Genomic DNA, 26,372 nt, shown 5'->3' with positions numbered 1-26,372 from the left:
CCTCTATTTCAAAATTCCTAATCTTATCAAAGCAATACCTGACACTGGTGTATTTATTTGTTTAGCACCACCATTAGTTATGATTTCACCATTTTTGCCATACCATGGAGCTGCTTCTCCCATAACACCATATGTAGAGTCGATACCTTTTTCCAAACAGAGTTTTTGCAATTGTGGATCTGCCTGAAATTGTAGATAGTCCAAATTCCAAGCTTCCATTATGTCTTCATCGATATACTCGATATTAGTTCCATTTTTTTTATTTATATCATCAATAACCTTGTTTAACGAATTAGCATCATTGTTTTTAATACAATCAATACAATCAAAATAATGTTCATTATTAAAATAAGGATAATCATTATATGCATATTCGTTATCAATATAACAGATCGAACGCTCATCCATTGAATAAATCTTCCAATTATCTAAAACTGCACCAAAATTTTTACCATAAGGGCTGCCAATTCTATCAAGGTGCTCAGGCATTAAGTTCTCACTTGATAATCCTAATACTTCTTTAGTTTTGTCTAATCCAGGGAAATCAGGCCAGTTTACATCCGGCCATTGTCCCCAATTAGAATAATCAGGATTATTTATAACCCTATCATCACTTAACACATTAAAGTTTTCCTTTTGTTCGGGTGTGAGCCTCTCAAAATTCCGCTTCATTATTTCAATTTTATCGGCGTTTGATAATGTTTCATCACACCATATATTTTCTCTCATAAATTTATTAAAATTATCTTGTGCTTCTTTTCCTACACCTTCAAAAGTTTCACAAATATATTTCGCATTTATGCCTTCTTTACTACCTAATCCTGCACCATCTCTATTACCAAGATTAACCCCATCAATCCGACTAAGCACATCTTTCAGCTTATTCTCCACCACATGACTATTCTCAACAGGCATGCGAACCTTCCCAGTATCACCCAAATCCTCTACAACCAAGCCCATTCTCCTTGACTGAGTAATGTTTTTCATCTGTTTAATAGCGGAGTCGACTAACCTTCCTGCTTCCAATGTATCTTTTGCCAGTTTATTTTTCACGACATTAGACGCATCTTTAATAGCCGCTGAAGCACTCTTCAAACGTGTGACCGATTGCTGGCCAGCGGTTTTAACCATGTTATCAACATGATTGATTTCTTGATGGAAACTCCCTTTAACTCCTGACCGCAATCCTATTCCACCGATATTCTCCCCAAGATGGGCGAGACGTACAGTGCTGCTGAATTTCGTTAACCCGCTGACACCAGGGACAATATCCAATGGGGCCAATAATCCGCGGAACCATCTTTCCGATGTCCCAAGTTCCCGGCCTGATACCCAATCCTTACCAGAAACAGCTGAGCTCCATTCCATTGCACCATAGGCAGCCCCTAAGGCCAGTCCTGCCGGAGGACAGATGAGTGTGGCCCCAACAATAACCACTAACGCACCTATTTGTACCCAGAATTCCTTATTTTCTTGTTGGTTCCGAATGGATTCATACTCAAAGGCACGTGTATTTAAAACGGCTTGTTGATATTCTTCTTGCGTGAAATTCTGGTCTGGATTAAGTTCTTTCCAAGCATCGTATTCAAGCTTCATTTGACTTGCATAGTAATTATCACCACTAAACAAGTCATCCAAGCTTACTTCCGTTTTAGGAACTTCAAAAGATTGAGCAGGACCGTAACCTGCATAGACATATTGAGTCTCTGTCGCTCCGACTCGATTCGTGGTCGTATAGTTGGAAATCGTTAAATCACGCATTGCCTCAACAAACGCATCCATATCTTCATAGAATGGCTGATCAATTGTGCGGTCAACAATTTCTCCGACCTTTCCGGTAAAGTTGTGTAAAATCTCGAAGTCTTCAAATAATCCTTGGTACCTGCTTTTTTGACTGGTGTGATGAAAGGATATAACCCCATCACTATCATAATTCGCGATATCAGACTCAGCATCCTCTAAATTATCACTTAGATCTTTCAGAGTATCAATCATCCCTTTGCCCCAGCGGCCCAGACCGATTAAATCGCCAATGCCGTCTTTCATCTTTTCCCAGTCTGATGGGATATATTTTACATCCATCACATCATACCCCCAGTTTTGCGATGATTTGTTCCGCGATTGCTTCGTCTGCATGCATCATCGTATTTAGGATATCAATCACCAACGCAGCGGCACGGGAGTAATTATCGTATAAATCCATTACCTTCTGATTCGCTTCTGCATATACATCCATTGCTTTTTTGGCTTTTCCTTCTATGTAATAATCAATGTTCGACAATTTTTCAATACTCGGTGTGGCATTGGTCTCTAGCTCCGTAATAATCCCCTGTAAAAAGGTGAAAATGGTTGTCATCTCATCAGAATTTATATTAATCAGCATGCTGGAACCGCCCCCATCAGCTTTAAGCATATGACTTCGCCTCCTTATAAGGGAAATCCATTTCGTCAAATAGGACCTTCAAAAACCAATATTGACTAGCATGGTAATATTTTTTATTTACAGTATCGACCATGATTAACTTTTCATTTTTCGTAAAAATCAGCCACTGCTGATAATAGTGCCAATTATATTGATCTTTATGTTCCTCCTTAAGATGGAAGAATTCTAGATTCATAAACATCTCTTCCGGCTCAAAACTCTCGGTCTCGCGTCTTTCTTGATTAGATAATTCTTTTTTTAAGAACGCTTTTTCCGTTTCAACCGGTTCTCTTACAATCACCGGAAAATGTTCACTTAACATTTTTAGAAGTGATACTTTAGAGGTGATACGTAACTGATAAGACCCCTGTCTTTCCAACTCCGCCAGCACAATGACCTCATCACTTTCACGTTCATGGAAGGCAAAGAGAAGATTATTGATACGAACGTATTTCTTACTTTGATGATAAAATTCAATGGTCTGGATGACCAGGGCCCCAGATTTTGTTATCTTTCCCTCCGGTGTGATGATTTTCTTCTCGATCAGCCGATCATGTGCTTCTTTAAAAACCTCTTCGCCTTTTAATTGGTAAACTTCCTTCTCAGGTAAGCCAAATAGAACTGTTCCACCAAAAGCTGCCGCTAAAAGGTATAATTCAGCCGTTGAAAACGTATCTGTCGATTGTTCCATCATAAATTCTTCACTTCCCTTACTGAGCCGTCTTGAAGGAAATCATCTACGTAACCATCTAGATTATTTAACGCTTTTGTTTGTTTTGCGACAGCAGACTTCATATCACGATGATATTTCTGAATGATTTCCAGATAACTTAAAAAGGAATCTCTAGATTTCCCGCTCCATTTCGCTGAATGAAGATAAGAAATTAGTTGTTCACAAGATTCATAGGTTTGTTCAATCGATTGCTCTAATGCCTTCGCCGCGGCCTTCGCTTCGTTTACTTTATCTCCGTCAATTCTAACGCTCCCCACTGATTAATCGCTCCAATCTCTCCTGTAGCTCTTTCAATTCCTTTTCTCTTCTTACTCTTTCCGCTTCTGCCTCTTTTATGGCCAAATTTTTATAATGGACATATCGTTCATATGCCTTGTTTTTCGCAGCAACCAGTGAACTCCGCTTTTCTTGATCGGCCCGAAAATACTGTTTTAACTTTTCTGTTACTTCTTCCCTGCTCGTTTCAAAATCATTTGAAGGTATTTTTGAATTAGATAGATTCGGAATAGCACCTAGATAGGAACTGTAGGCTGCATTTGCTTCTGATACCTTATGATCGTGTTCCGAAATGGCACTCTTGAGTTTTTCATACAGCTCGTAATAATCATCTCTTTTTCTCTCCGAATCGCTTTTAAACCAATCAAACATGGACAGTCACTTCCTCTCTTTTTACACTAGGAGCAGCAATTTTGATCTTTTCTGCTTTGCCCTGTTTAATGTAATAGGCTTCATATGGAAGTAAATTTGGCTCTTTATATGGTCTAGTTAGGACCTCAAGAATGTTCTGCTCAGTAATTCTTCCAATCAAGATGCCGGTCTTTTGTTTCTTCACCATGGTCGCGATATCATCGTATTGCCTTTCTAATGCGCCATGGACAGCTCCGACAACAAAATGAATGCCTGTGCGAGCTCCCGTGTCCATTAGTTTTACTAGAATCGATTGTTCTGTAAAGGACATCGATTCGATCACGAATGACACATCGGTTATGAAGACAACCATTGGGCGGATCTCCTTCAGAAAATCATTCCTAGTTGCACGGCCATTGGTGGCCATTTGAACTTGATGGAAGGCATCTTCCCTTGTTTCAAATAATTGCTGAAGCTGCTCGATAAACTCCTCCATTGAACCGGCATGGTCGGCATAAAGATTGACATTTTCCTTATACATTCTAAATCTTGACGCAGCATTGTCGATTAGCCCGACATCAATGTGATGATTAACAGAGATACTTGCGATTAGATTTAGATAGGCTTGTTCCACTGCATCGATTCGATCACTTAAAAGTAAGGTGGTATGATCTTTAACGACACTTAATTCGACAGGTTCGACATTTTCAAAATCTACCGCAAACGGTATGCCGCCTTTGTTTAAAATGGCTTTGGTTTCTGGTTTCTCAATAAAAGCTGTGAAGTCAAGGATTTCCGGAACCATTGGGATCGGGAATGGCAGCTCGCCCTTCCAAGCGTTTCGCATCGCTTGACTCTCTTCTTGAATATGTTTAATAATCGCTAGCGTATCTTCTCCTTTGACAGGAAGAGCCGTTTGAAACAAGGTTGGCTGATCTAATTTAATTAAACCGCGTCCTGGAACTTCTTCAATCGTTAACTCTGTTCTTCCGACAATATTCCGCGTCTCCATAGTATCAATCATAAACAACGAAATTTGATGCTTAATATTTGCTAGAATCGGTGCCCTCATGGCACTTTGCCGACCCGCACTGATCACCATATGGATTCCTGCACTTACACCTTCCCGTGCAATCTGTGCCGCTATTCTCTCAAAATCGTCCCGATAGGAAGCATCGACGATGGAATCAAATGTATCGATGAGTAATACAATGACGGGGACTTCTTCCCCACTCGTCCGTTCATACATTTGAATATTTGCCACACCATACCTGCTTAATTTTTGTTTTCGCTCTTTTAACTCATTTTGCAGGCGGCGGAAAAGCTTTCCTAGTTTGATTTCCTCATCTACCATAATCGTATCGGCTGTATGCGGCAATTCCCGCAATGGCAGCAAACCATTCGTCCCGAGGTCGATCAAATAGAAATGGACTTTCTCCGGACTGTGCTGTCGAGCGATATCCATGGCCACACTTTGTAAAAAGGTAGACTTCCCATACCCAGGACTCGCAAACACAGCAAGATGGCCATCTTTAGAAAGGTCCAAGGTCAGTGGTTTTTGTGCTTGCCTTTCAGGCAGATCTAGAAAACCGAATGTCACTTCTAACGATCTCTTCTTTTGATCCCAAGCTTTTGTATAGTTCACTTCATTTAAATCTGGAAGGAAAATTCGCTCCTCTAATGGCGGCAGCCATGGTCTTTGAAGTTCAGCAATCCTTTTTTCCGTTGTATAGGCTTGAATATAATCAACAACCGCATCCAGTTCTGTTGGAACTTTTTTAATGTCTTTCTTATTTGATAGTCCACTTAAATCATGCGAGAGGATGTCATATTGGCCAAGTTCATTAATGGCGTAAATCGTTGTGTCCAGTAAGTCTTGTTCGTTTTTATCAGGAATATAATCAGCCCCGCTCCAGGCACTTTGAAATAGTTCATAAATTTCATTGTTGCCGACCTGTAAATAGGCACGACCAGGAAGTGTGATATTCGCCGCATCCGGCGTTTTCAAGATCTCTGTCGAATCGCTGGCGTTTTGAACTTTGAGTGCCAGCTTGAATTTAGAGTTGGACCATATTTGGTCATCCACCACACCACTTGGTTTTTGTGTAGCCAGAATCAAATGAATCCCAAGGGAACGTCCAATACGGGCTGTCGAAACAAGTTCCTTCATAAATTCGGGCTGCTCAGATTTGAGCTCGGCGAATTCATCTGATATTAAAAATAAATGAGGCATCGGCTCTCTAGCCTCACCTGATTTATACAGTTTTTGATATTGATTGATGTGGTTGACATCATGTTCGCCAAATAACCGCTGGCGCTTTTGTAATTCTGCTTTAATCGACGCAAGAGCCCGCATCGATTGCGTACCGTCCAAATTTGTAATCGTCCCTAATAAATGCGGGAGATTTTTAAATAAATTTGCCATCCCTCCGCCTTTATAATCAATGAGCAGAAAAGAAGCTTCATGCGGATGAAAGTTTACCGCAAGCGAGAGAATATATGACTGAATAATTTCTGATTTTCCAGAGCCAGTCGTCCCAGCCACTAAACCATGTGGTCCATGTGCTTTTTCATGGAGGTTCAAATGGACAAGATCTTCTTTCCCACGCATTCCCAGAGGAACAGCCAGGCTTTTATAGGTTTCATTTTGTGTCCATCGCCCATCAATACCGAGCTCCTCCACTTTCTCTACACCATACATTTCGAGAAAGGTCACGCTTTCTGGAATCGAATTTTTTAAATTTTGCAGGTGATTAAGCGATGCCAATGCCCGTGAAAAATCTTCTTTATGAAAGCCTTCCGAAAATCGATCGGGTGTGAATCGTCGATTGACCAATTCACCTTTCTCAAGGATCATCATTCCGGTTGTGGCATCACGAATATCAATAACCGTTTTCACTTGTTCCGGAAGAGACTGCATGACATCCTGTACGAATACAAGGGAAACACCTAATTCACTCGGGTCTTCATTAAAGTATTCCATCACGGAATGATCCAATATCATTTTTTCATCGGTTATTAACACAACAAAATGAGGAGTGAAATGAATTTTTTCACTTTTATTACTCTTCTCATTGATAGCAAGCTTGCGTTCTTTTAATATCTGATAAAGGGAGTTAAGAACTTGATCACGAGAACGTTCGTGATAAACAAATCCCCTTACGTTTAGTTCTCGTAAACTAGCATGCGGGAGCCAGCGCATCCATTCCCATTTCCCTTTTTCCTCTTCAGGAAAGATCGTGACAAACTGAACATCATGGTAACTGTGAAATAAAGCAGCCTGCATCACGAGCATTTGTAACTGTTCCATCACAAGCTGACGCTGTCCAATGTACCCAACAGGTCCATTCATTAATGATGTCGCTGCCGGTACATCTTCTAATGTGAGATACTGAGCCCGAAGATTGCTGGCTGCATCCACCAGTTCATCCTTATCAAGGGTAAACTCCTCGATATTGAATTCGACCTCAAAGCTCGAATCAACCCTCCCTAATCCAACACGATACATAAGGAAGTCATGATGCAAGCTGGTCTTTTCATAAATTCGGGGATCAACCTTCATCGCCATCACACGCAATTGCTCCACATCTGGAAAGTGATAATAGAGGGCATGCCGCTGTTCTTCACTAGCTTGATATAATTGCTGTGTTTTCTGTTTCAAGTACTCGCGGTAGCTTATATCCCGCTCTTTAAAACTTAAGCGGTATTGCTTCAGACTTTTTAGATAGGATGTGATTGAAAAAATGACCGTCGTTACTGTCATAGCAAGCATAATGATGATATAAAACCCATTCGACAGAAACAATGAGACCATGATCATCGCTGCAATCATCACAAGCGGCGGAACAATCACCCGTGCCAGCTGTTCACTCGGTTTTCCAGGTTTATTAGAGGGTTTAGCAATTTTTCGTTTTTCCTCTGGCTCACGGTATATAATCCTTGGTGAACGATGATAATCAGGGTAATGACTGCCGAAATCATGGTGAACATCAAATAAACGAACTAATTTCGTTGTTATGATGGATTCGACTCCTAGAATTTCAAGGTCCTCCTGACCAATCTTCATCATCATCCCGTCAAAAAAAAGCTGGTCTCCTGGTTCTAGCAGCACCACACCCGTTGTCCGAACATAATTGTGGTAAATTTGACCTTCAAAGATTTCAAGTTTAAAAGGATCACCCAAATGCTCGCGAATCAGTACAAAATCGAGGGCAGCGTTCTCGATTCTTACATCATCGTAATCATTAGCACCAAATGTAATACTATAGTTTTCTGTTGTATCGTATACACACCGCTCCGCTTCTTCCTTGATATAAACCTGGATCGGCTCGTCATGAGTGTTTAATGTAAGGCATTCGTTAACCTGCAGCTGCAGATTACCGATTGTGCATGCAGCTCCATCCCACATAATGGACAATCCTGGATTTAAATCGAGAAAGGTAATCGTGTTGGAACGATCATTTCCGACTATTATTGTTTTTGGTTCATTTATCGTTAAATGGCATTTGTGCAAATGATCTTTATAGCTCAGCAGTAATAATCGTTGTGCCATCTTTCTCTCCCTCAGTTCTGCTGGTTTAGGATGGAGTCTAGACCATATTTATCAGCATATGTATTATATTGTTCTTGATATTTTTGAACCTTCTTTTCACGCTCTGTCCCACTTAAGTCAGGGTCATTTTTCGCCTGTTCGATTTGTTTGATTAGTCCATACATGATTAATTGAGGATCATCAATATACTTGGCAAGGTCGATCGTTCTGGCAAAATCGCCCCGGCCATTGTAAATCCAATACAACAAATAATTAGGATCACTTTTTATACTAATATTTTTCAAGATGACCTCTTTCTGATCTTCCGAAAGCTTCTCAGTTTTAATGAAAGAATAAGCAAGAACATACTTACTAGTATCTGGTAATTTTTCTGGTGTTTGGTCTTCTAAATCATTAATGACGTCCCCATAATCTAAGGATAAAAAATGACGATCTGCTTCGAGGAGGTCTTCCTGAAAAGGTGTTTTTACAATACTCAGATAGACGAGCGGCACGGCCAATATAACGGAAAGAGCAATCATAGTAAAAGTTAATTGTTTAAACAGGCGAAATCGCTTTGCAGGTACATGTACCATGGTTTTATCCAGCTCTATTTTTTCCTTTATGTACTGTTCTTCCAAAAACTTGATTAAAGCATCAAAATCATCTAGTTCACCCACTTGACGTTCAAAGGGAGTATCCTTGGCATTTTTCAATGAACCAGAATAGAGCTCGTCAAAGGTATACTTTTTTGAAAATAAGGCGACGATTAAACATTTATATTGGAGTAATAATTTTTCTTCATTCAGCTCATGTGGGGGAATCAACTCCCGGATACCGCGAAACACGATAGATGGTAAAAGATTATCATCAAAAATCAGATTGTTGGGATGTAAGAAGAAGGTCATGCGCGTGGTTAGGATTTTTTTGAATCGAGCTAGATTGTACAACAGGCGTAGTTTATCTTTCCGGTTTAGCTTTTGTACATCTTCCCATGTGTTAGCCCTTGGGTCGACTTCAAAAGAGAAGGTAAACATATCGTCTCCTTCTTCAACCATTGCGGGTACGAATAAGTCTGAGTCGTTATTGATTAAAGCCAATTGGCGAACATCTTTTACTCGTGTTTGTGATTTCGGCAAGTTCAGCTGCCAGCTATTGTTAAGAATGAGAAACTTGTATGTGATTGACTCCCATTGGATGCTTATTTCATTCATGAGTTCTGACTCCTTCCTGCGAAACAGGCGCCATCTTCAGAAAGATTAGTGCCTGTTCTATATACTTATAAAACTAGTAAAAGGTCTCCATTGGTTACCGGGTAATCGATAAGCCGATCGTCATCTGCTAATAAGAGATTTTTATTGGAAAGCTTTACTGCAAACAGAGGTGCCATTGTAAGATCCAGATTTAAGGTTTCTGCCAAATTCACCAGCAGTTGATTAATCGGTTGGTGTGCAGGAATTCTTACGTCATACTGCCCTTTGCCCCATCTGCTAAAATCAACGGTCACGTTAACATGTGTTTGACTAGGCATGGTGACCCCTCCTTTACCCAAGCGTTTTTCTCATCATAGTAAAGATCCCGCCGCAGCCAATCACGACCATCCCTAAGAACGTCGTGATTGTTTTTGTGTTCAAAATACCACCTTGTTGATCCTCAGGCTCGTTCTCGGAGGGAGCTGCAGTATATTGAACTGTATAATTACTCGAAAACAGTACCTTTTCGGTATGTTTCAGGGTAATATCGGGCTTACTCGGCGAAACAAAAAGCCCTTGTTGTAAATCTGACGTGGATTGTTCCATTTCTATTTGTTTCGTTTTGAGGGCAGCCTGCGTTTGTTCCTTAAACAGGTTCGGCGCCAATTTTTCCAATTCCGTTTCTTGATAGTCTTGAGTTTCTAAGTTCTCTCTTTCAACTGCATCTTGGCCAATCCGGTCCGTTTGCAATCGAATTTCCCCGCTATGATCAAGGGTTTCATCCGCCAAAGGCTGGAGTGAAAACATAAAAAGGAATCCTGTAAAAACAGTGATAACACTACAGAGCTTCACTAATTCCTTCATGATTAACCTCCTCGCTTTTAGCCGAACGATTAAAGACAAACAAATGGCCGGCAAGGCTGACAACCGTCAGGGCTGCTAAGCCAAAAATAATCCACTTTGTATCAGCTGCTCCACTTCCAAACTTCATTAATAACGTCTCAATGTATTGCAAAGGTGAGTAGTCTCTTAATGTAGCAGCGGCAGAAAATTGATCAAAGTGACGTCCAAGTGCCTCGGTTAGGAATAAATAGAGGCTCAAAATCACCAAAAGGATAAACATCCCTGCCATTTTCAACTGCCGTAATAAATAAGCTGACACCATCAGCAATGTGACCATAATCAACGTGATTAAACCGATCCATTGCAGGGATTTCCCTTCACTCATTTGCAGTAAATAGGCTGACAGCAGTCCGATCACGATTCCCTCAACCAGACCAATACCCACAGTCATAATTGTGAGCGGTATATTCTTGCCAACAATTGTTTGTTCTCCCGCAAATGTGTCTTCTTGCAGACGTTTTCGCTCATGATTAGAGAGAACATAGGCGGTAAATAAGGCGACAATAAAACAAATCAAGACAACAAAGTAAGGTGTAAAGGTATCACCTGCAGCGATAACCCCAGCATTCTTGGTTTGGACCGGATTTGAAAGAAAGCTTAACAAATCTTCATTTGGCCGCTCACCTATGCGGCTATTGGCTAGCACCCCGGCGAAATTGTCAGCAAAGTTTTGGTCCTCTGCCAATTTAGTTGTTAAATTACTCGAAAGGTTCCCTGCTTGTTGTACTAAAGTCGTTCCACTGGCTTTAATTTCCTTCGCTTGACGATCGATTGCATCGAAGGTTTGATAAACCGAATCAGCGGAAGTTAAATTAGATTTCGACTGGTCCGCTAGGGATTGACTTGCAGCAAGCAGCGAGTTAAATTCATTTCCTATCGATAGAACTGCCTGTTGTTCTTCGTCCCCATTCAGCAAAACTTTTGCTTGTTCAGTTTGTAAATTAAGACTTGCTTCGCGCCATGCTCCTAAATCTTTTAACGTCTCAGAAAGGTTTGTATTTAAAGTTTCTGCTTGTACTGTTGTTTCGTTAATCCGCTCCGACATTTGGGCCGCATTTTGATTGGCATTGTCAACCAGCAGCATATATTCATCTATTTTTCCTTTTACATCTTCTGTCTGTTCCCGTATTTCCTCTGTTATTTGTTCAGCAATATAAGATGCTAACACATCGACAATGTCTTGCTTATTAAATAAATAATATAGTGAATCCACATCTGCCATATCCGTCAGATTGGTTTGATTCAAATCATTTACTAGGTCCGGACGATTAAATTGATCTATGCCAATGCCAAAGTATAAATTATACAGAGTCAATAACTTATGGAAATCACTGACGGTATCGCTGGAAGCATTGATTAGAACACTTGTCGAATCCCCGATAAGTGGTGACATCACTTGGTGGGCAATATGATTATTTAAAATTTGTAATCTCTCAATAATGCTTTTGTCGTCATTATCACTTGGTTGAGTCATCTCTTGATTTTCTACCGTCTTTTCGTTCGTCGTATCATTCGGACCTTTGCCCATTTCTTCAACTGTTATGGGCTGATTACTTTCATAGGACGATACGGATGGCTCGGTTTTCTTTTTAATTTCAGCTGAAGTTCCCTCTTCCGTTCCTGGCAGTTCTGGATGATCTACATCGGTTATATCCTTCTGATCGAGTTCCCAACTCCATGTAATCGGCTGGAAAACATCAAGGATTGCATCCATGTTTTTAAGACTCACATCAACTTTTACAGTGAATTGTCCTTCATCTGTTGAAGGCAGTTTAATTTTTTGGTACGGAAGAAATGACTCAGTATAATCCATTTCTTGACTATTTGGTAATGATAATAAAACTCTCTCAATCTCAAATTCTTTTGGAATCGATAATGTAAATTCCTGCCCATTCTTTTTATTTTTCTGCAGGTCTACGGTATCTGTTAGAGTTACCCCCTTTGTCATCAAATCACTTTTGACTTGTTTTACTTTTTCAGACAAAGGAATCCCATTTGCATCACGATTAGGGGTATAACCAAACTCTTGATTGTATTTATTGGTGACAGCTATGACATTTTTTAGCTGTGTGATGGTTTGATCACTTAGGCCTAGGCCGTCTAAATCATTACTATCAAGTGTTGGCAGCAGATCAATTTGCTTTTGTAATGTATCCCGTGCATTTTTATCTGGAGCAGCAAACATATGACTTAAGGAAACATTTTGCTCTTGACCTGAACTATGTTTTATTTCGTTCTTAAGCTTATCGGCAATTAATTGCTCCATATCTGATGCCAATTTGTCCGACAGCTCTGCATTCATTTGATCCATTTTATCCTTCGTGTCCTTCAGGTACGCTTGAAGGGCGGCTGATTCGGTTAAAATAGTCGCCGACTGATTACCATTTTGGTGGAACTGGTCATTGATAGCCTTATTAGCTGACGTTAAATAATCTAATTGCTGCATGACATCGCCATGATTCATTTCACGATCTAACATGTTAAGCTGGCCAGAGAAACCCTTTGTTAAAAGACCATTTGCCGCTTTCAGTTTTGTAAAATCCACTAAGCTGGATTGGTAGGTATGGCTTGCGGTTACATCCTCACCCAGGCTAGTTTCAAACCCCTTTAATAGGTCCTGTAAGCCGGTAAAGCTCTCTCTCGATATCTTTGTGTTACTCTCAACAGCTCCAAACTGAGCGGTGTAACCGGATATGGGACGATGGATCGATTGATCATAGAAGTTCGTATATACTTGCTCCTTGTTTACCAATGTTCCGATATTGTCCTGAGCATCATGTAAATTGCCAATGACACTAGCAAAATAGACATCAATAATTTGGCGATTAAAATCTCCTAAGATAGCGCTCGCCGTTTTCTCGGCTTTTGCTTTTATATTGCTGTTATCTGAAGCATTAATTTTGTAGTTCAATACCACCTGTTCTGGTGATTTCGAATCAATTGATAATGCCTTTTCTGTAAAATCATTCGGAATGACAATCATCATGTTGTAGACATTCCGCGCAAGGCCGCTTTCAGCCACACCACGGCTGACAACATACCAGTCATGTGTATCATCTTTCTCAATATTCTTGATAAATTCAGCACCGAATTCATAGTTCTTATCATTAAAACTTGCAACTTGATCTTCATTAACCAATGCTACGGTCATTTTCTGCTCATCTGTGTTGGCTTTGCTATTTGAACCTTGATTCAATGCCAGATAAGAGATGCCTGAAGATAGCGCAAGGATCAGAACTAGAAATAACAAGACACCCCGCTCAACCCTTTTCATCCACTCAACCCCTGAAATTTTTAGTATGTAATAAAGAAATGATTTCTATTTTTATATAAAAACATTTTAATATGTTGGGAGACTTTTTTAAGTTGCCTGCTAGCTGCAAACAAAGAATAAAAGCCACACAACAATTGTCGCGTGGCTTTTGGTTTTTTGGGAACATAGCCCCGAATGACATTCCACTTATCTAATGCTCATCTTTTATTTGTCAGGCAAATGAATTAATTAAGCCCAAAATTCTGCGATAATTGCTCATCTTGTTGAGCAACTGCATCTGCCGTCTTGTTCAATTGTGTGTTAATTTCCTGCATTAATTGAGCAAAATTTTGTACTTTTGGCTTCAACTGGTTAAACTGATCGTCAAATCTTTGGAAGGCACGGCCTTCCCATTCTCCACGAAGTTCGTTTTGTAAATTAGTTAAGTCCCTTAAAATTTGCTCAATTTGTTGTGAACTTTGCCCATAGCGAGTCGCTTTAGCTTTTAACTCCGCTGGGGTCATACGAATTTGTCCAGCCACTTGTTCTCCATCTCCTCTGCCTATAGTTTGCCGTGGAATTAATTAATCACTAATTCCAGACAATAACACTACGTTGGAAGTAAATTCCTATCTATTTATTTAACATAGGATCTTGGAACATTCAAACGTCTCTGTAAAAGGGTGGTATTTCGTCTAGTACTTTCCTTCTAATTTACATTGAAACTGGGAATTTTTAGCCGGAGGATAAGGGGGATATGATTCTTTCTTAGTAAGACAAAGGGTTGGTTTTTAGACTATATATAAGGAAATATTAAAAATCATAGCACTATTTACCTGTTTTTCGAGTTAGAACGGGTTCCTTGCACAGTTCCAAATACACAAACTTTACTTGACAAGACGATGTGATAAGTAGCTATGTTGATACAAAGAAATGAAAAAAGAGGCTTCTCATAAATACCATTACGAGAAGCCTCTTTCAAAGAGTAGAAATATTTTTCATTTTTATAAATTTGCATTCTTACTTTTAGTTGATCTACCTAAATTTTATTAGGAAGTGGTTTTTTATAGAAGAAAATAGTGGCATTTTGTCGCTATATACTCAGAATTTGTAGATATTTCCCGGGAATTTGTTGAAATTTGGAGGAATGCCCGTATCGCCTACCGCTATAAGCGCATTAATGTCGGTTTGAAGAACGATACACCAACAACCTCTATTAAAAACTCATATTTAATTTGTTATATCGCCGGGCGATACGATACAGGTAAGCAAAAAAAAGCCTAAACAGGCACTTTATTTTCGGAATATGGAGAAAAGCCTCTCCCATTTTTCTTTAGGTTTTTGTATCGCTTCTTCTAACCGTTTATTAAAATCATTTTGTGAACGCCATTCTTTTTCCAGTTCGTCCCGCATATTTTGTATTTCTTTTTGTAAAAATTCACTTTTTTGTATTTCTTGCTGCAGCAAAGTTTCGTAATGGTTATTTTGTTGTTCCGTTAATTTTTCAATTTTCGCATGAGTTTTTTGCGCTGAATTAGCAATACTGGAACTTATAACATGGTGATCTTGCTGGAGTCGGGAAACCGTTAGTTTAAGCTGAGACATATCGTTTGTCAGTTGGACATTCATTTCACGCGTGGCGGCAAGTTCATTGACCAAAACCTTTAAAATCTCTTTTAATTGATTAGGGTCTTGGGGTAAATTTTCATATGTATCGGGTATCGCAATTTCCGTTTCATTGAAATCTACTAATCTTTCCTTTTGTTGATACGCAAGGTCTTTAGCTGTATCGTCTAGGGGCTTATCCGTATCGCGTAGCGCTATAAGCGCTCCGATATCAGATTGAACAAAGATACGCCGATCGCTATCTTTTAAAAACTCATATCCATTCCGTTCTAAGATTTGGCCATACTTTCGAACAGTTGGTGTTGCAATCCCAACTTCTTCTGCCACTTCCTTGGATGAGAAAGCTCGTTCATTCGATTGTATATCACGTCGCATATCGAACCTCCTTTTCTATTAAATATGAAGGTTTATTGATTCATTTGCAAGATATATCGCCCAGCGATACGAAACAAAAATAAGAACAGATCAGCCCTTTTTTGATGCTATCACGAAAACATCAAATTAAAAGCGCTCCAAATGAACACTTCTTTCTACTCAACATCGAAATTCTCCTGTATAAATTCCATTTCCTCTTCAGGTGAGGCTATGCCATTAGCCTTTCCAACCGTGCCACCCTGCAGCGACCAAATGGCATTGTGGTTAATAACCACATGATCAAAATTGCCTTTATCCCAAGATCTTAATATATTTAAATATAAATCAGCATTTCCATATTTTTTCTTATTTGCTTCCACCACTTGTAATAATCTTTTAACCCGTTCAGGCGTTAATGGCAACGCACCCCATTTTTTTTTCGCCAATACCTTTTGATGTGACATATTATGTATGGCTTGCTGAACAGAGTTTTCACTCATGCTAAACGGAAATTCACGATCAACCTTATTATTTTGTTCATTTACTTGGACCACTTTTTCGCCACTAGGTGTAGTTCCTACCCTAACAGTGACATTTTCCTTATCAAGATATAAATAACCCCCAATTAATACCCCCGCGAGTACTACTGGAATCCATATTTTTTTATGTATTTTTTTCATATTTTCTCCTGCTCCTCTATTGAGAAGGTCTAGGACATCGCCCCAGCCCTCCAAAATACACTTTAAAATTAATAATTCCACATTTCCCCTCTAGTTCCCTTTAATACCTTTTAAAAAGTCTCAATTACCGAATAAGCTTGGCGAACATCTTCAGGGGAAAAGGGAGCAATAACTTCAAACCCTTACCTATCTGTATGAAGAAGGAATGGCTCTAGGGGTGATTAGAAGTTTGAGATTTTCAAGTATTGTACTATGATAAATTTAATTCCATTATTTGAGTTGGGAAGGGTACGGGACAGTGACCCTTACTCTTACACACATATTTAGAATTACCAAAGGAGTGGTAGAAATGGCACGTGTTTTATTTATTAATGCCGGATCAGAAGGACATATCAATCCAACTATTGGAGTTGTGCAAGAGCTTATTTCGCGCGGCGAAGAGGTAGTGTACTTTACAATAGAAGCTTTTCGAGAGCAAATTGAGAAAACGGGAGCAATTGTACGAACATTGGACGATCAAAAATTTTTAAAAGCCTTTATCTCGGGTGGAAGAAATTATTTACTTGAAAGAATTAACGGTCTTTTACTTACGGCAGATATTGTCATACCTAGCGTGCTTGAACAGATTGAGGGAGAACATTTTGATTACATCATCCATGACTCCATGTTTGGTTGTGGACGTATACTTGCCCAAATCCTTAAACTTCCGGCAATCAATTCTTGTACTTCCTTTGCGCAGACAAAGGAATCATTCGATCAAATGTTGGAACAGCTTTCTAAAAACATTCCTACAGAAGTGGTTAAAGAAATAAACGATGAATATCAAAGCCTGACGGCAAGGTGTGCGGAAAAATATGATGTCGAGATTCATTCTCCTTACGAAGTTTTTTGTAATCCAGCCCCACTTACAATCATTTATACAACTAGGGAGTTTCAACCTTTTGGAGAAGTATTCGACCAAACTTACAAATTTATAGGTCCATCCATCTCTACACGATTCATTCAAGAAAACTTTGACCTTACAGCAATCAAGGGAAAAAGACCAATTTATATTTCACTAGGTACTGTCTTTAACCAAGCCATTGATTTTTATAAGCTTTGTTTTGAAGCATTTGGAAATAGCAATCACACGGTTGTCATGTCGATCGGGAAACAAACCCCACTAATCGATTTAGGAGAGATTCCCCAAAACTTCATTGTAAAAAAATATGTTCCACAAACAGAAGTGTTAAAATACACTAAATTATTTATTACACATGGTGGAATGAATAGTACCCATGAAGGTCTCTATTACGGGGTTCCGCTCATTGTAATCCCACAAAGCGCGGATCAACCGATCATTGCCGGGCAAGTTGCCAATATCGGAGCCGGTATTAAATTACAAATGAAAGTCTTGACTGCAAATCAACTACGTGAAGCCGCAGAACATGTGTTAAACAACCCATCTTTCCATAAAGCTGTTTCAAATATAAGGGAATCCTTTCAAAAATCGGGTGGATATCACCAAGCTGTTGATGAGATTTTTGAATTTAAAAGTCAATATGATATCTAAATATAAAATTTCTCTGCTGCCATTATTGGTGGCTTTTTTTAGTGGTTACGGCAATTCCTTTTTTTATCATCCGGATATTTCACAAGATGTGGAAGATGAATTGGAATTCTTTAATATTTACGTGAAGGGTGAAGGTAGGTTTCAAGCAACTGGAACGTACTAGAAACGATAATTATAGACATATCCAGAGCTTCCTAACAAAAAGACTACCTCCTAGTTTTTAGGAAGTAGTCTTTACTCTAGAAAAAATTGACTTTTTATTTTTACGCGTCTTTCATCAACACTACATGATGATTTTTATTTACTATTATTCAAATAAAATTTTTGATTTATTAACCTTTCTTAAACAATCTCAAGTTCCTTTTCAAAAACCTTTTCTGGCGAGACAAAATTATAGCCAAGATCTTTTGCGACAGCTTCGTATGTGATTTCACCATTTGCAAGAGGCGGCAGCAATAAACGGTTTAGAAATGAGTGTAGTGAGAATAGGTACATTTACAAGTGTCGCTACACAATGGCTGCCCCATATTATAAAACAGTTTGAAGATGATCATTCAGGAATCGTCGTGAAATTATTTGAAGGTGATTATTCTACCTTAGAACAATGGATTTCAAACGGAGTAATTGACTGTGGTTTTCTTACTTTACCTACACCAAAATCACTTGAATTTCTACCACTAAAAAAAGATAAGATGCTTTGTATTCTATCAGATCAGCACCCTCTTCATACCCAAGATAAAATTTCCTTTAAACAAATACAAGAAGAACCATTGATTATGCCCAAAGAAGGTTGGGACAATGAGATAAAACAAATTTTTAGAGAAAACAATATAAAACCAAATGTGAAATTCGAGGTATCAGATGACCAAACGATCATTGCTATGGTACAAAATAATTTAGGTATCAGCATACGACCTGAAATGACTTTATCTCATATCCCTAATAACGTTCGTATTCTTAATTTAGAAAATGAATCTTTTCGTTTTATAGGTATGGCTACAAAACCCAATATGTCTCCTGCCACAAAAAAATTTATTAATTGTGTCCACTCATGGTTAAGTGAGCACAATTTACTGGATTATTAACATCAAAGTGTCTGTCATCTAAAAAGTCCTGGTAAGCGAATTTTAACAACAAAAAAACCACTTCCTAATTTTTATAGGAAGTGGTTTTTGCTATTGATATAAATTATTTACATGACTACTTCACATTTTGGTCGGAAAATGTACTTATTTTAAAATGTGATATCAAACATCGGAGGACAAATAGGAGGACACCAGAGGACAAATTTAGATGTAATAATGTATAAAGCCCTTCTCAATTAAAATAGGCTATACACCAATTAAAACCTTAATTAATTGGAAATTGATATCGCCAATATTTTACATACTTATAACCACCTTTTTATATTTTCACATTGTAATTTTCTTCCTTTCCAGCATATCAAATAACATAGTTTCATAGATCATTTTTATCAACTAATATAATTTTTCTGGGTTAAACCAATTTCTATGATGTTAATGACAAGGTTGTAAATATAATTGTTATATGAGATATTCTTATCATAATATGTGAAGGATTATATAGGAGAATAGTCGTAAAAAATCTCTACCTAGGTGGTCCAAGAATCTATGATAAAAAAGTTAGTAAATAATATTAGAAGTTAGGTGGTCTGACATGAATAAACAACATGACATGAATACTGTACTTGTTACTGCATATGCTAAGGCGCCGACTGGGAGCGCTATGTTTGAAGTTTATAAACATGCAGGGATTGTTCTGGAGATTGATCCTAGTAAGCATTCGATTGTGAATGTTGAGTTTACTTTTATAACCGATTTAGCCAAGGATTTTATCAAACGGCTGATTGTCGGGTATCAATTATCTAATGACATTGAAGATCTTATTCACAGGATTGAAGATCATTATTTTGCTCCATCGACCAATTCAGTCATTGTTGCCTTAAAAGCAGCCTATAAAAGGTATTTTGAAAAAATTAATCAATTAGAAAATAAAAAATAGTTTGACATTATTCGCGAAGTGGATTATATTTTTTATAATAATTAATTAAGAAAAGCATCTTCTTAATGACGGAATCTACCAATTCCAACTTGAATTAAGGATACCTAGCTTTCCCAAGAGACAATGAGAGAACCTTTCTGTTTTCTGATTCCTTTTGGTGGCTAGGTTTTTTTGTTTTAAAAAATTCTTAATTGTGTGGAGGTGCTTCCAAAAGGATTTAATTGCTTAAAATTAGTACCAGGAATGTAAGCGTTAACTTAGGGGATAAAAAATAGTAACATAATATTAAGGGGGCATAACCGTGGAGAAAATTACAGGTTTTTTTACGAATCTGATGAGAAAGTATTTACCTGACCCGTTTGTATTTGCGATTGGTTTAACCATCTTGACAATGATACTGGCGATGGTAGTTCAAGGGCAGGGGTTCATTGCCGCAACAACTAGCTGGGGTTCTGGTTTTTGGAATTTGTTAACGTTTACAACCCAGATGGCCGTTATCCTGGCAATGGGTTATGTACTAGCAACAGCCCCGATTATTAACCGGTTTTTAAACAAAATAGTCTCGCACGTTCACACTCCTAAAATGGCGATTATTGTAGCGACGCTTGTTGGGGGAGTCGGCAGTTACTTAAACTGGGGATTTGGTTTAGTAATCGGCGGAATCATTGCCAAAAAATTAGCGTTAAAGGTTAAAGGGGTTCATTATCCACTTATTATCGCGGCTGGTTACAGCGGATTTACCATGTATGGTCTAGGGTTTTCAGCCAGTATTCCTGTTTTGATTTCGACTGCAGGCCATCCGCTGGAAGGTGCAATGGGAGTAGTCACCTTAGCAAAAACAATTTTTTCCTTACCAATGTTGCTAACTAGTCTAGTCGTTATCATTACGCTTCCACTTTTAAATGCATGGCTTCATCCGAAAAATAAAGAAAATATCATCGAAATTAATCCAGCTGTTGAAGCGCAGGAACAAGTAGCAGCAGCGGCGGCGGCAAGTGCATTTGAGGAACGAACATTTGCAAACAAACTAAATAATAGCCGTTTACTTTCTCTTGCTATTGGTGTGATTGGTGTTATTTACGTTATTGCCTTCTTTAATAAGGGAGGAAAGTTAGATCTGAATATGATCAACTTCATTATTCTCTTCCTTGGAATTATTCTTTTAGGTACTCCTGCTAAATATGTTTCTAGTTTGAATGAAGGGATTAAAACGATCTCCGGCATTATCCTTCAATATCCATTCTATGCTGGTATTATGGCAATCATGGCTGGATCTGGATTGGTCGATACAATTGCTCATTGGTTTGTTCAGTTCTCAACGGCAGAAACACTGCCATTCTGGGGATTAATCAGCTCTTTCTTTATTAACTTCTTTGCACCATCGGCTGGCGGACACTGGGTGGTTCAAGGGCCATTTATGATTGACGCCGCGAAAGAATTAGGTGCATCGATTAGCCAGACATCAATGGCGGTTATGCTTGGGAATGCATGGAACGATTTAGTACAACCTTTCTGGATTTTACCAGCATTAGCATTATCAGGTCTGAAGTTAAAAGATGTGATGGGCTATACCGTTGTCATGATGTTCTGGATTGGGATTATTTATTCCGCGGCGGTTCTACTTTGGGGATTCTTGGGCTAAAAGAACATGAAAATTGAAAGAAATAGTATGATATAATAGAAGAAACATGGAAAATCTAGTCAGAAAAGCTGATTTAGATGGTGGAAAGTTGAAATCTTCATGATGAAAACGCTCAACCCGTTTTCATAAAATGAGATGGCCCAGCCTTTCCAAAAGAAGAGCGCTCGTGCGTTTTCTTTTGGGATGGCTGGGCTTTTTGTTTGGTAACAATTTGAGGGGTGATTAGGATGATAAAGGTCAAGCAAGCAGAAGAAATCATTAAAAAAATTAAATCTAACGATACCGTTATGGTCGGAGGGTTCGGCCTTGTAGGGGCACCCTTAACCTTGATTGATGAACTAACTCGACATGATGTAGATGGGTTAACGGTGATTAGCAATAATCTTGGTGAACCAGGAAAAGGTCTTGGGATTTTATTGCGACAAGGGAAAATTAAAAAAGCGATAGGTTCTTATTTTACTAGCAATCGAGAAGTAGGAGATTGCTATAATCAAGGGAAATTGGAGATTCAGTTAATGCCACAAGGTACGATGTCTGAATCGATTCGTGCAGGTGGTGCAGGGATTGGTGGTTATTATACGAAGACAAGCGCCGGGACTGAACTCGCAAAAGGTAAGGAAGTACGGGAGATGAATGGCGAGCTTTATGTTCTCGAGCTACCACTAAAAGCCAATATTGCATTAGTAAAAGCAGCGAAAGCAGATACGCTTGGGAATCTAGTCTATTACAAAACAGCACGAAATTTTAATCCATTAATGGTTACAGCTGCTGATTACGTGATTGCGGAAGTAGATGAGATTGTCGAAGCTGGAGAATTGTCTCCTGAAGAGATAGTGACGCCCCACCTATTTGTCGATGCCATCATCGAAAGCAAAATGATTTTAAGAAAAGAAGGAGTGGTTTCCAAATGAGCAGGGAGAGTCAAGAGCTTATTGCCAAACGTGCTGCAGCCGAATTACAGCCGAACTCGATTGTGAACCTCGGGATCGGGATTCCAACTCTTGTTGCTAAATATGTAGATTCAAGTTCTGTCTTTTTCCATACCGAAAATGGAATGCTCGGGGTAAAGGAATTAATGAGTGACGAAGACTTTGATCCAAGCTTGGTTAATGCGGGGAAACTCCCGATTTCCGAGGAGATTGGTGCCTCGTACTTCAATAGTGGGGAGTCGTTCGCAATGATTCGTGGAGGGCATGTGAATGTCGCCATTCTTGGGGCTCTACAGGTCGATGAGCAAGGTTTGATTGCAAACTGGGCGATTCCTGGAAAAAACATTATGGGTGTCGGCGGAGCGATGGACCTTTTAAGCGGAGCAGGAAAAGTCATTGTCACGACCAATCATACCGCTAAAAACGGGGACCCGAAAATTGTTGAAAAATGTACCTACCCAATTACATCACTCCGGAAGGTCGATGTGATCATCACTGAGTTGGCTGTATTTACCATTGAAGGTGGGCGATTAGTTTTGAAAGAGTTGATGCCGGGTGTCAGCTTGGATGAAGTCAAGGATAAGACAGAGGCAACCTTTGAAATTTGTGAATCTGCTATGACATTGATAGGGGGATAGAATCATGGATAATCGAGTATTTGTTGTGAGTGCACAGAGGACAGCAGTTGGAAAAATCGGTGGTGCATTGAAGGATGTGCAGCCTGATGATCTTTTGCTTCCATTATTTGAAGATCTTAAGCTCAAGAATCTTCTTCCTAATGAAGTGATTGACGAAGTGATTATTGGTCAAGCAAAACAAAGTCAGGATCAGTCTAATATCGCCCGAATGGCTTTGCTTAAGGCCGAGTTACCTGAATCCTTGCCAGGGTATACAGTACACCGTCAGTGCGGCTCCGGGATGCAGGCGATTCATAACGCTTTTATGGCCATTCGGTCTGGAGTTGGGCATACTTATATTGCCGGTGGGGTAGAAAGTATGAGTTGTGCCCCTTATTATATCCGAAATGGACGGTACGGCTTACTATCAGGTAACGGCGAAATCTTGGATCCGAATAAGGAAAGCCAGCCTGGCTCACAGCCGGAGGAAAAATACGGACGTCTCGTGATGGGGATGACGGCTGAGAACCTAGCAGAAGACTATTCCATTTCACGTGAGGAGCAAGATTCATTTGCCTATGGAAGCCAGGTAAAAGCTTTTAATGCAATTGAAAATGGAAGTTTCGAGGATGAAATTGTACCTGTTTCTATTTTACAAAAGAGAGGAGGGCCTGTTGTCTTCTCTGTTGACGAACACCCAAGAAAAACGAGTTTAGAAAAGCTGGCAGCTCTTCAACCTGCATTTAAAAAGGGTGGAACGGTTACAGCAGGAAATTCTTCGGGGTTAAATGATGGAGCCTCGATGCTGTTGGTGGTTTCTGGTGAAATAGTAAAGAAATATCAACTTCAGCCTTTGGTGGAAGTCGTTGCACTTGGAGTATCTGGTGTACAGCCGGACAGGATGGGTATTGGTCCTGTTGAGGCAACAAAAAGAGCGCTAGAAATTGCAAATATCAGCCTAGACGATCTAGATTTAGTAGAATTAAATGAGGCCTTTTCAGCACAGGCATTAGCGGTGATTAAAGAGCTAGACTTACCAATGGAAAAAATCAACGTCAACGGAGGAGCCATCGCTCTTGGACATCCGATTGGAAACAGCGGTGCGCGAATTAGTGTGTCACTTATCCATGCCATGAGGAAGAGGAAAGCAAAGTGGGGACTAGGCACCCTATGTATTGCTGGTGGGCAAGGGATTGCAACATTATTCCGGTCGGTCGAGGAATAAAGGGCATTTTTTAAAGCCTTCGAAAGGTCCTGTGTAGGAGCCATTGTGAACTTTACGGCATTCAATTGTGAATTCCACGGAATTAATTCCAAAACTTGCGGAATTATCTCTAAAATCCGCGTAATTGGTGTTAGTCGAATAACCATTCATGCTAAAAATAAAAAAACTTAAGGAGATGTTAACATGACAACAACTTTTAATGGATTAGAATTTTTCGAGCGTGTTTACGGTCAGGTTCCGGATTGGGTAGCTAAGATGCATCATTTTGCACCTAAGGCCCTTGAATATTACACAAAATTAAGGGGAGAAATTTTAGTAGACGGAGCTCTTTCTAAAAAGGAGAAAGAATTAATCCTGGTCGGAATTAACGCTGCCCGCAGATATGAACGGAGTATGATCTATCATACAAAGGGTGCTATCGATTCAGGTGCCTCCATCGAGGAGGTTGCCGATGTTTTGGCCACATGTATAATCTCAAGAGGCATACCTGCCTGGTTTACGGGTGTTAAAGCGATTGAATACGCGGTCTCTTATGTTGGAAAAGAAGAATTCAATGCTGCACCTCCTGGAGATGAAGAGTCCTTTTTCGCCTCCTTGGCAGACTATAACAGTTATTATGAAAAAGAAGTGGGTGGGGAGCTGCCTAACTGGGTTAAAGTTTTAAATCAATTTAACCCGTCTGTTTTAGAAAGATATACAGATTTAAGAAGAACAGTTCTAAAAGACAATGTTGTCTCTCGTAAACTAAAGGAACTTGTTCTTGTTGGGATTAATGTCTCAGAAATGTATCCAAGAGGGATCGAACTCCATGTTCAGGGTGCAAAAAAATATGGAGCAACCGAAGCGGAAATTGCTGATGTATCTCTTGTAGCGTTACTGACAGCAGGTATTCCGGCTTGGTTTGAAGGTAGCGACTATCTATCAATAGAAAAGTAGACATTATTAGGAGGTGTTTGGCATGAATTTTATAGAAGTTAATGGTGTTCGCTTACATTACCGTTTCGATGGCGGGGAAGATCTTCCGGTTTTGGTTCTTTCCAATTCACTCGGCACCGATCTTTCGATGTGGAATCCCCAGATTGAAACTCTAACACAGCATTTTCGCGTGTTACGATATGACACTCGTGGACATGGTGCATCGAGTGTGCCAACAGGTCCCTATACAATTGAGCAACTTGGACAGGATGTTATCGGCCTGTTGGATGGTTTAGGGGTCGAACGTGCCCACTTTGCTGGGGTTTCCATGGGCGGCATGACAGGTATGTGGTTGGCACTTAATGTTCCTGAACGTCTTGGAAAACTTGCGCTTTGCAATACGGCAGCTTTCATCGGGCCTCGTGAAATTTGGGATGCAAGAATTTCAGCTACTCGTAATGGAGGAATGGAAGTAATTGCGGAGGGCGTTTTGGCTCGTTGGTTCAGAGATCCATATCTGGTGCAAGGGTCTGAAGAGCTGGATCAGGTGAGAAAGGTTCTTTTGTCGACTTCACCTGAGGGGTATGTTGAAGCCTGTGCAGCAGTCCGTGATATGGATCAACGGGATTCAGTCAAACAAATTAACGTACCAACATTGGTAATTGTCGGCAGCGGGGATTTAGCAACGCCTCCATCTGACGGACAATACCTTGCTGAGCAAATTCAGGGCGCGCGCTACGTCGAACTAGAAGGAGCACACCTGTCCAACATTGAGGCTTCGGGGGAATTTACAACGGAACTGGTGGAGTTTTTGAAATAAAACCGGTGCAATGTCATTTCATGCAGGTCAAGAATAATAACTTTAGCGATGATGGACCACTGCTAATTGGCTTTTTCTCAACTTGAAAATGAAAGTTTTCATTATTATATGTATTATAAAAATAATGGAGTAGATAAAATTAAAAGCTTTAACATTACTAAGATGAATGCATAAAAAAAGAAGGTACAGAGTGTACCTTCTCAGATTGTCGAGAAAGAGTATTTTTCTCGGCAATTTTTTATTCTCAGCATTTAATTATTCATTGTACCTGCTAATGGGCCTGTTGATTTCCGCTCTAGGCACTTTGCTTTCCGCGGGCGTGCAGGGG

General features: G+C 39.5%; 22 protein-coding genes. 9 read left to right on the top strand and 13 right to left on the bottom strand.

Annotated elements, in window-relative coordinates; all coding sequences use genetic code 11:
* Positions 1 to 3: 3 nt before the first annotated feature.
* The 13 genes from J7E63_RS28260 to J7E63_RS30420 all read right to left on the bottom strand — a co-directional run bounded on the left by J7E63_RS28260 (position 4) and on the right by J7E63_RS30420 (position 16,403).
* On the bottom strand, positions 4 to 2,085 hold the full coding sequence (locus tag J7E63_RS28260; protein ID WP_215018542.1) for a hypothetical protein: 2,082 nt from the start codon (positions 2,083 to 2,085) through the stop codon (positions 4 to 6).
* 1 nt (position 2,086) lies between these two features.
* Positions 2,087 to 2,413 (bottom strand): hypothetical protein, encoded by a 327-nt coding sequence (locus tag J7E63_RS28255; protein ID WP_215018540.1) that lies wholly within the window; start codon positions 2,411 to 2,413, stop codon positions 2,087 to 2,089.
* On the bottom strand, positions 2,406 to 3,116 hold the full coding sequence (locus tag J7E63_RS28250; protein ID WP_251033824.1) for a DUF5081 family protein: 711 nt from the start codon (positions 3,114 to 3,116) through the stop codon (positions 2,406 to 2,408). Before J7E63_RS28250 ends, J7E63_RS28255 begins: the two co-directional genes overlap by 8 nt.
* A complete protein-coding gene (locus J7E63_RS28245; RefSeq protein ID WP_215018539.1) occupies positions 3,113 to 3,412 on the bottom strand; it encodes a WXG100 family type VII secretion target in 300 nt (99 codons plus the stop codon). The genes J7E63_RS28250 and J7E63_RS28245 overlap by 4 nt, the downstream gene beginning before the upstream one ends.
* On the bottom strand, positions 3,399 to 3,803 hold the full coding sequence (locus J7E63_RS28240; RefSeq protein ID WP_215018537.1) for a chorismate synthase: 405 nt from the start codon (positions 3,801 to 3,803) through the stop codon (positions 3,399 to 3,401). Before J7E63_RS28240 ends, J7E63_RS28245 begins: the two co-directional genes overlap by 14 nt.
* The gene (gene essC / locus J7E63_RS28235; RefSeq protein WP_215018535.1) at positions 3,796 to 8,334 is read right to left on the bottom strand and encodes a type VII secretion protein EssC; all 4,539 of its coding nucleotides are present in this window, start codon (positions 8,332 to 8,334) and stop codon (positions 3,796 to 3,798) included. The genes J7E63_RS28240 and essC overlap by 8 nt, the downstream gene beginning before the upstream one ends.
* Before the next feature lie 11 nt (positions 8,335 to 8,345).
* Entirely contained in the window at positions 8,346 to 9,527 is a 1,182-nt protein-coding gene (essB, locus tag J7E63_RS28230; protein WP_215018533.1) for a type VII secretion protein EssB, read from the bottom strand.
* A 65-nt stretch (positions 9,528 to 9,592) separates the two neighbouring features.
* Entirely contained in the window at positions 9,593 to 9,844 is a 252-nt protein-coding gene (locus J7E63_RS28225; RefSeq protein WP_088085120.1) for an EsaB/YukD family protein, read from the bottom strand.
* Between the two features lie 13 nt (positions 9,845 to 9,857).
* Positions 9,858 to 10,370, bottom strand: a complete 513-nt coding sequence (gene essA, locus J7E63_RS28220) for a type VII secretion protein EssA (protein ID WP_215018531.1) — start codon at positions 10,368 to 10,370, stop codon at positions 9,858 to 9,860.
* Positions 10,345 to 13,683: a type VII secretion protein EsaA gene (gene esaA / locus J7E63_RS28215; protein WP_215018529.1), complete on the bottom strand. Its 3,339-nt coding sequence runs from the start codon at positions 13,681 to 13,683 to the stop codon at positions 10,345 to 10,347. Before esaA ends, essA begins: the two co-directional genes overlap by 26 nt.
* 224 nt (positions 13,684 to 13,907) lie before the next feature.
* Positions 13,908 to 14,204: a WXG100 family type VII secretion target gene (locus J7E63_RS28210; protein WP_026565218.1), complete on the bottom strand. Its 297-nt coding sequence runs from the start codon at positions 14,202 to 14,204 to the stop codon at positions 13,908 to 13,910.
* Between the two features lie 751 nt (positions 14,205 to 14,955).
* Positions 14,956 to 15,663 carry an SH3 domain-containing protein gene (locus J7E63_RS28205; protein WP_215018527.1) on the bottom strand — a complete coding sequence of 236 codons (708 nt, stop codon included), beginning with the start codon at positions 15,661 to 15,663 and terminating at the stop codon, positions 14,956 to 14,958.
* Between the two features lie 155 nt (positions 15,664 to 15,818).
* Positions 15,819 to 16,403, bottom strand: a complete 585-nt coding sequence (locus J7E63_RS30420) for a DUF6241 domain-containing protein (protein WP_215018526.1) — start codon at positions 16,401 to 16,403, stop codon at positions 15,819 to 15,821.
* A 268-nt stretch (positions 16,404 to 16,671) separates the two neighbouring features.
* On the opposite strand from J7E63_RS30420, the gene J7E63_RS28195 reads away from it, so the two are divergent.
* From J7E63_RS28195 to pcaD, 9 genes are all read left to right on the top strand, one after another.
* Entirely contained in the window at positions 16,672 to 17,874 is a 1,203-nt protein-coding gene (locus J7E63_RS28195; RefSeq protein WP_215018523.1) for a macrolide family glycosyltransferase, read from the top strand.
* Between the two features lie 470 nt (positions 17,875 to 18,344).
* The gene (locus J7E63_RS28190; RefSeq protein ID WP_215018559.1) at positions 18,345 to 18,959 is read left to right on the top strand and encodes a LysR family transcriptional regulator substrate-binding protein; all 615 of its coding nucleotides are present in this window, start codon (positions 18,345 to 18,347) and stop codon (positions 18,957 to 18,959) included.
* Between the two features lie 592 nt (positions 18,960 to 19,551).
* Positions 19,552 to 19,896, top strand: coding sequence for a DUF3870 domain-containing protein (locus J7E63_RS28185; RefSeq protein ID WP_251033823.1), 345 nt, complete (start codon positions 19,552 to 19,554; stop codon positions 19,894 to 19,896).
* A gap of 301 nt (positions 19,897 to 20,197) precedes the next feature.
* Complete coding sequence (locus J7E63_RS28180; RefSeq protein WP_215018522.1) at positions 20,198 to 21,538, top strand: short-chain fatty acid transporter; 1,341 nt, start codon at positions 20,198 to 20,200, stop codon at positions 21,536 to 21,538.
* A gap of 227 nt (positions 21,539 to 21,765) precedes the next feature.
* Positions 21,766 to 22,449 (top strand): CoA transferase subunit A, encoded by a 684-nt coding sequence (locus J7E63_RS28175; RefSeq protein WP_215018520.1) that lies wholly within the window; start codon positions 21,766 to 21,768, stop codon positions 22,447 to 22,449.
* Complete coding sequence (locus J7E63_RS28170; protein WP_215018518.1) at positions 22,446 to 23,105, top strand: 3-oxoacid CoA-transferase subunit B; 660 nt, start codon at positions 22,446 to 22,448, stop codon at positions 23,103 to 23,105. Before J7E63_RS28175 ends, J7E63_RS28170 begins: the two co-directional genes overlap by 4 nt.
* A 4-nt stretch (positions 23,106 to 23,109) precedes the next feature.
* Positions 23,110 to 24,309: a thiolase family protein gene (locus J7E63_RS28165; RefSeq protein ID WP_215018516.1), complete on the top strand. Its 1,200-nt coding sequence runs from the start codon at positions 23,110 to 23,112 to the stop codon at positions 24,307 to 24,309.
* Positions 24,310 to 24,492: 183 nt separating this feature from the next.
* Positions 24,493 to 25,245, top strand: coding sequence for a carboxymuconolactone decarboxylase family protein (locus tag J7E63_RS28160; protein WP_215018514.1), 753 nt, complete (start codon positions 24,493 to 24,495; stop codon positions 25,243 to 25,245).
* 22 nt (positions 25,246 to 25,267) lie between these two features.
* Positions 25,268 to 26,044, top strand: a complete 777-nt coding sequence (pcaD, locus tag J7E63_RS28155; protein ID WP_215018513.1) for a 3-oxoadipate enol-lactonase — start codon at positions 25,268 to 25,270, stop codon at positions 26,042 to 26,044.
* Positions 26,045 to 26,372 lie beyond the last annotated feature (328 nt).

It is taken from the genome of Bacillus sp. ISL-75, assembly GCF_018613095.1.
The sequence above is the reverse complement of the archived record's forward strand: the minus strand, read 5'-3'. Positions and strand labels throughout refer to the sequence as shown.

Excerpts from the sequence above, each read along its gene's own strand:
- J7E63_RS28170 (WP_215018518.1), top strand. The coding sequence starts at position 22,446 with ATGAGCAGGGAGAGTCAAGAGCTTATTGCCAAACGTGCTGCAGCCGAA.
- J7E63_RS28175 (WP_215018520.1), top strand. The coding sequence starts at position 21,766 with ATGATAAAGGTCAAGCAAGCAGAAGAAATCATTAAAAAAATTAAATCT.
- essC (WP_215018535.1), bottom strand. The coding sequence starts at position 8,334 with ATGGCACAACGATTATTACTGCTGAGCTATAAAGATCATTTGCACAAA.
- J7E63_RS28240 (WP_215018537.1), bottom strand. The coding sequence starts at position 3,803 with ATGTTTGATTGGTTTAAAAGCGATTCGGAGAGAAAAAGAGATGATTAT.
- J7E63_RS28165 (WP_215018516.1), top strand. The coding sequence starts at position 23,110 with ATGGATAATCGAGTATTTGTTGTGAGTGCACAGAGGACAGCAGTTGGA.
- J7E63_RS28255 (WP_215018540.1), bottom strand. The coding sequence starts at position 2,413 with ATGCTTAAAGCTGATGGGGGCGGTTCCAGCATGCTGATTAATATAAAT.
- J7E63_RS28185 (WP_251033823.1), top strand. The coding sequence starts at position 19,552 with ATGAATAAACAACATGACATGAATACTGTACTTGTTACTGCATATGCT.
- J7E63_RS28195 (WP_215018523.1), top strand. The coding sequence starts at position 16,672 with ATGGCACGTGTTTTATTTATTAATGCCGGATCAGAAGGACATATCAAT.
- J7E63_RS28250 (WP_251033824.1), bottom strand. The coding sequence starts at position 3,116 with ATGATGGAACAATCGACAGATACGTTTTCAACGGCTGAATTATACCTT.
- J7E63_RS28225 (WP_088085120.1), bottom strand. The coding sequence starts at position 9,844 with ATGCCTAGTCAAACACATGTTAACGTGACCGTTGATTTTAGCAGATGG.
- essB (WP_215018533.1), bottom strand. The coding sequence starts at position 9,527 with ATGAATGAAATAAGCATCCAATGGGAGTCAATCACATACAAGTTTCTC.
- J7E63_RS28160 (WP_215018514.1), top strand. The coding sequence starts at position 24,493 with ATGACAACAACTTTTAATGGATTAGAATTTTTCGAGCGTGTTTACGGT.
- pcaD (WP_215018513.1), top strand. The coding sequence starts at position 25,268 with ATGAATTTTATAGAAGTTAATGGTGTTCGCTTACATTACCGTTTCGAT.
- esaA (WP_215018529.1), bottom strand. The coding sequence starts at position 13,683 with ATGAAAAGGGTTGAGCGGGGTGTCTTGTTATTTCTAGTTCTGATCCTT.
- essA (WP_215018531.1), bottom strand. The coding sequence starts at position 10,370 with ATGAAGGAATTAGTGAAGCTCTGTAGTGTTATCACTGTTTTTACAGGA.
- J7E63_RS28205 (WP_215018527.1), bottom strand. The coding sequence starts at position 15,663 with ATGCGACGTGATATACAATCGAATGAACGAGCTTTCTCATCCAAGGAA.
- J7E63_RS28190 (WP_215018559.1), top strand. The coding sequence starts at position 18,345 with ATGAGTGTAGTGAGAATAGGTACATTTACAAGTGTCGCTACACAATGG.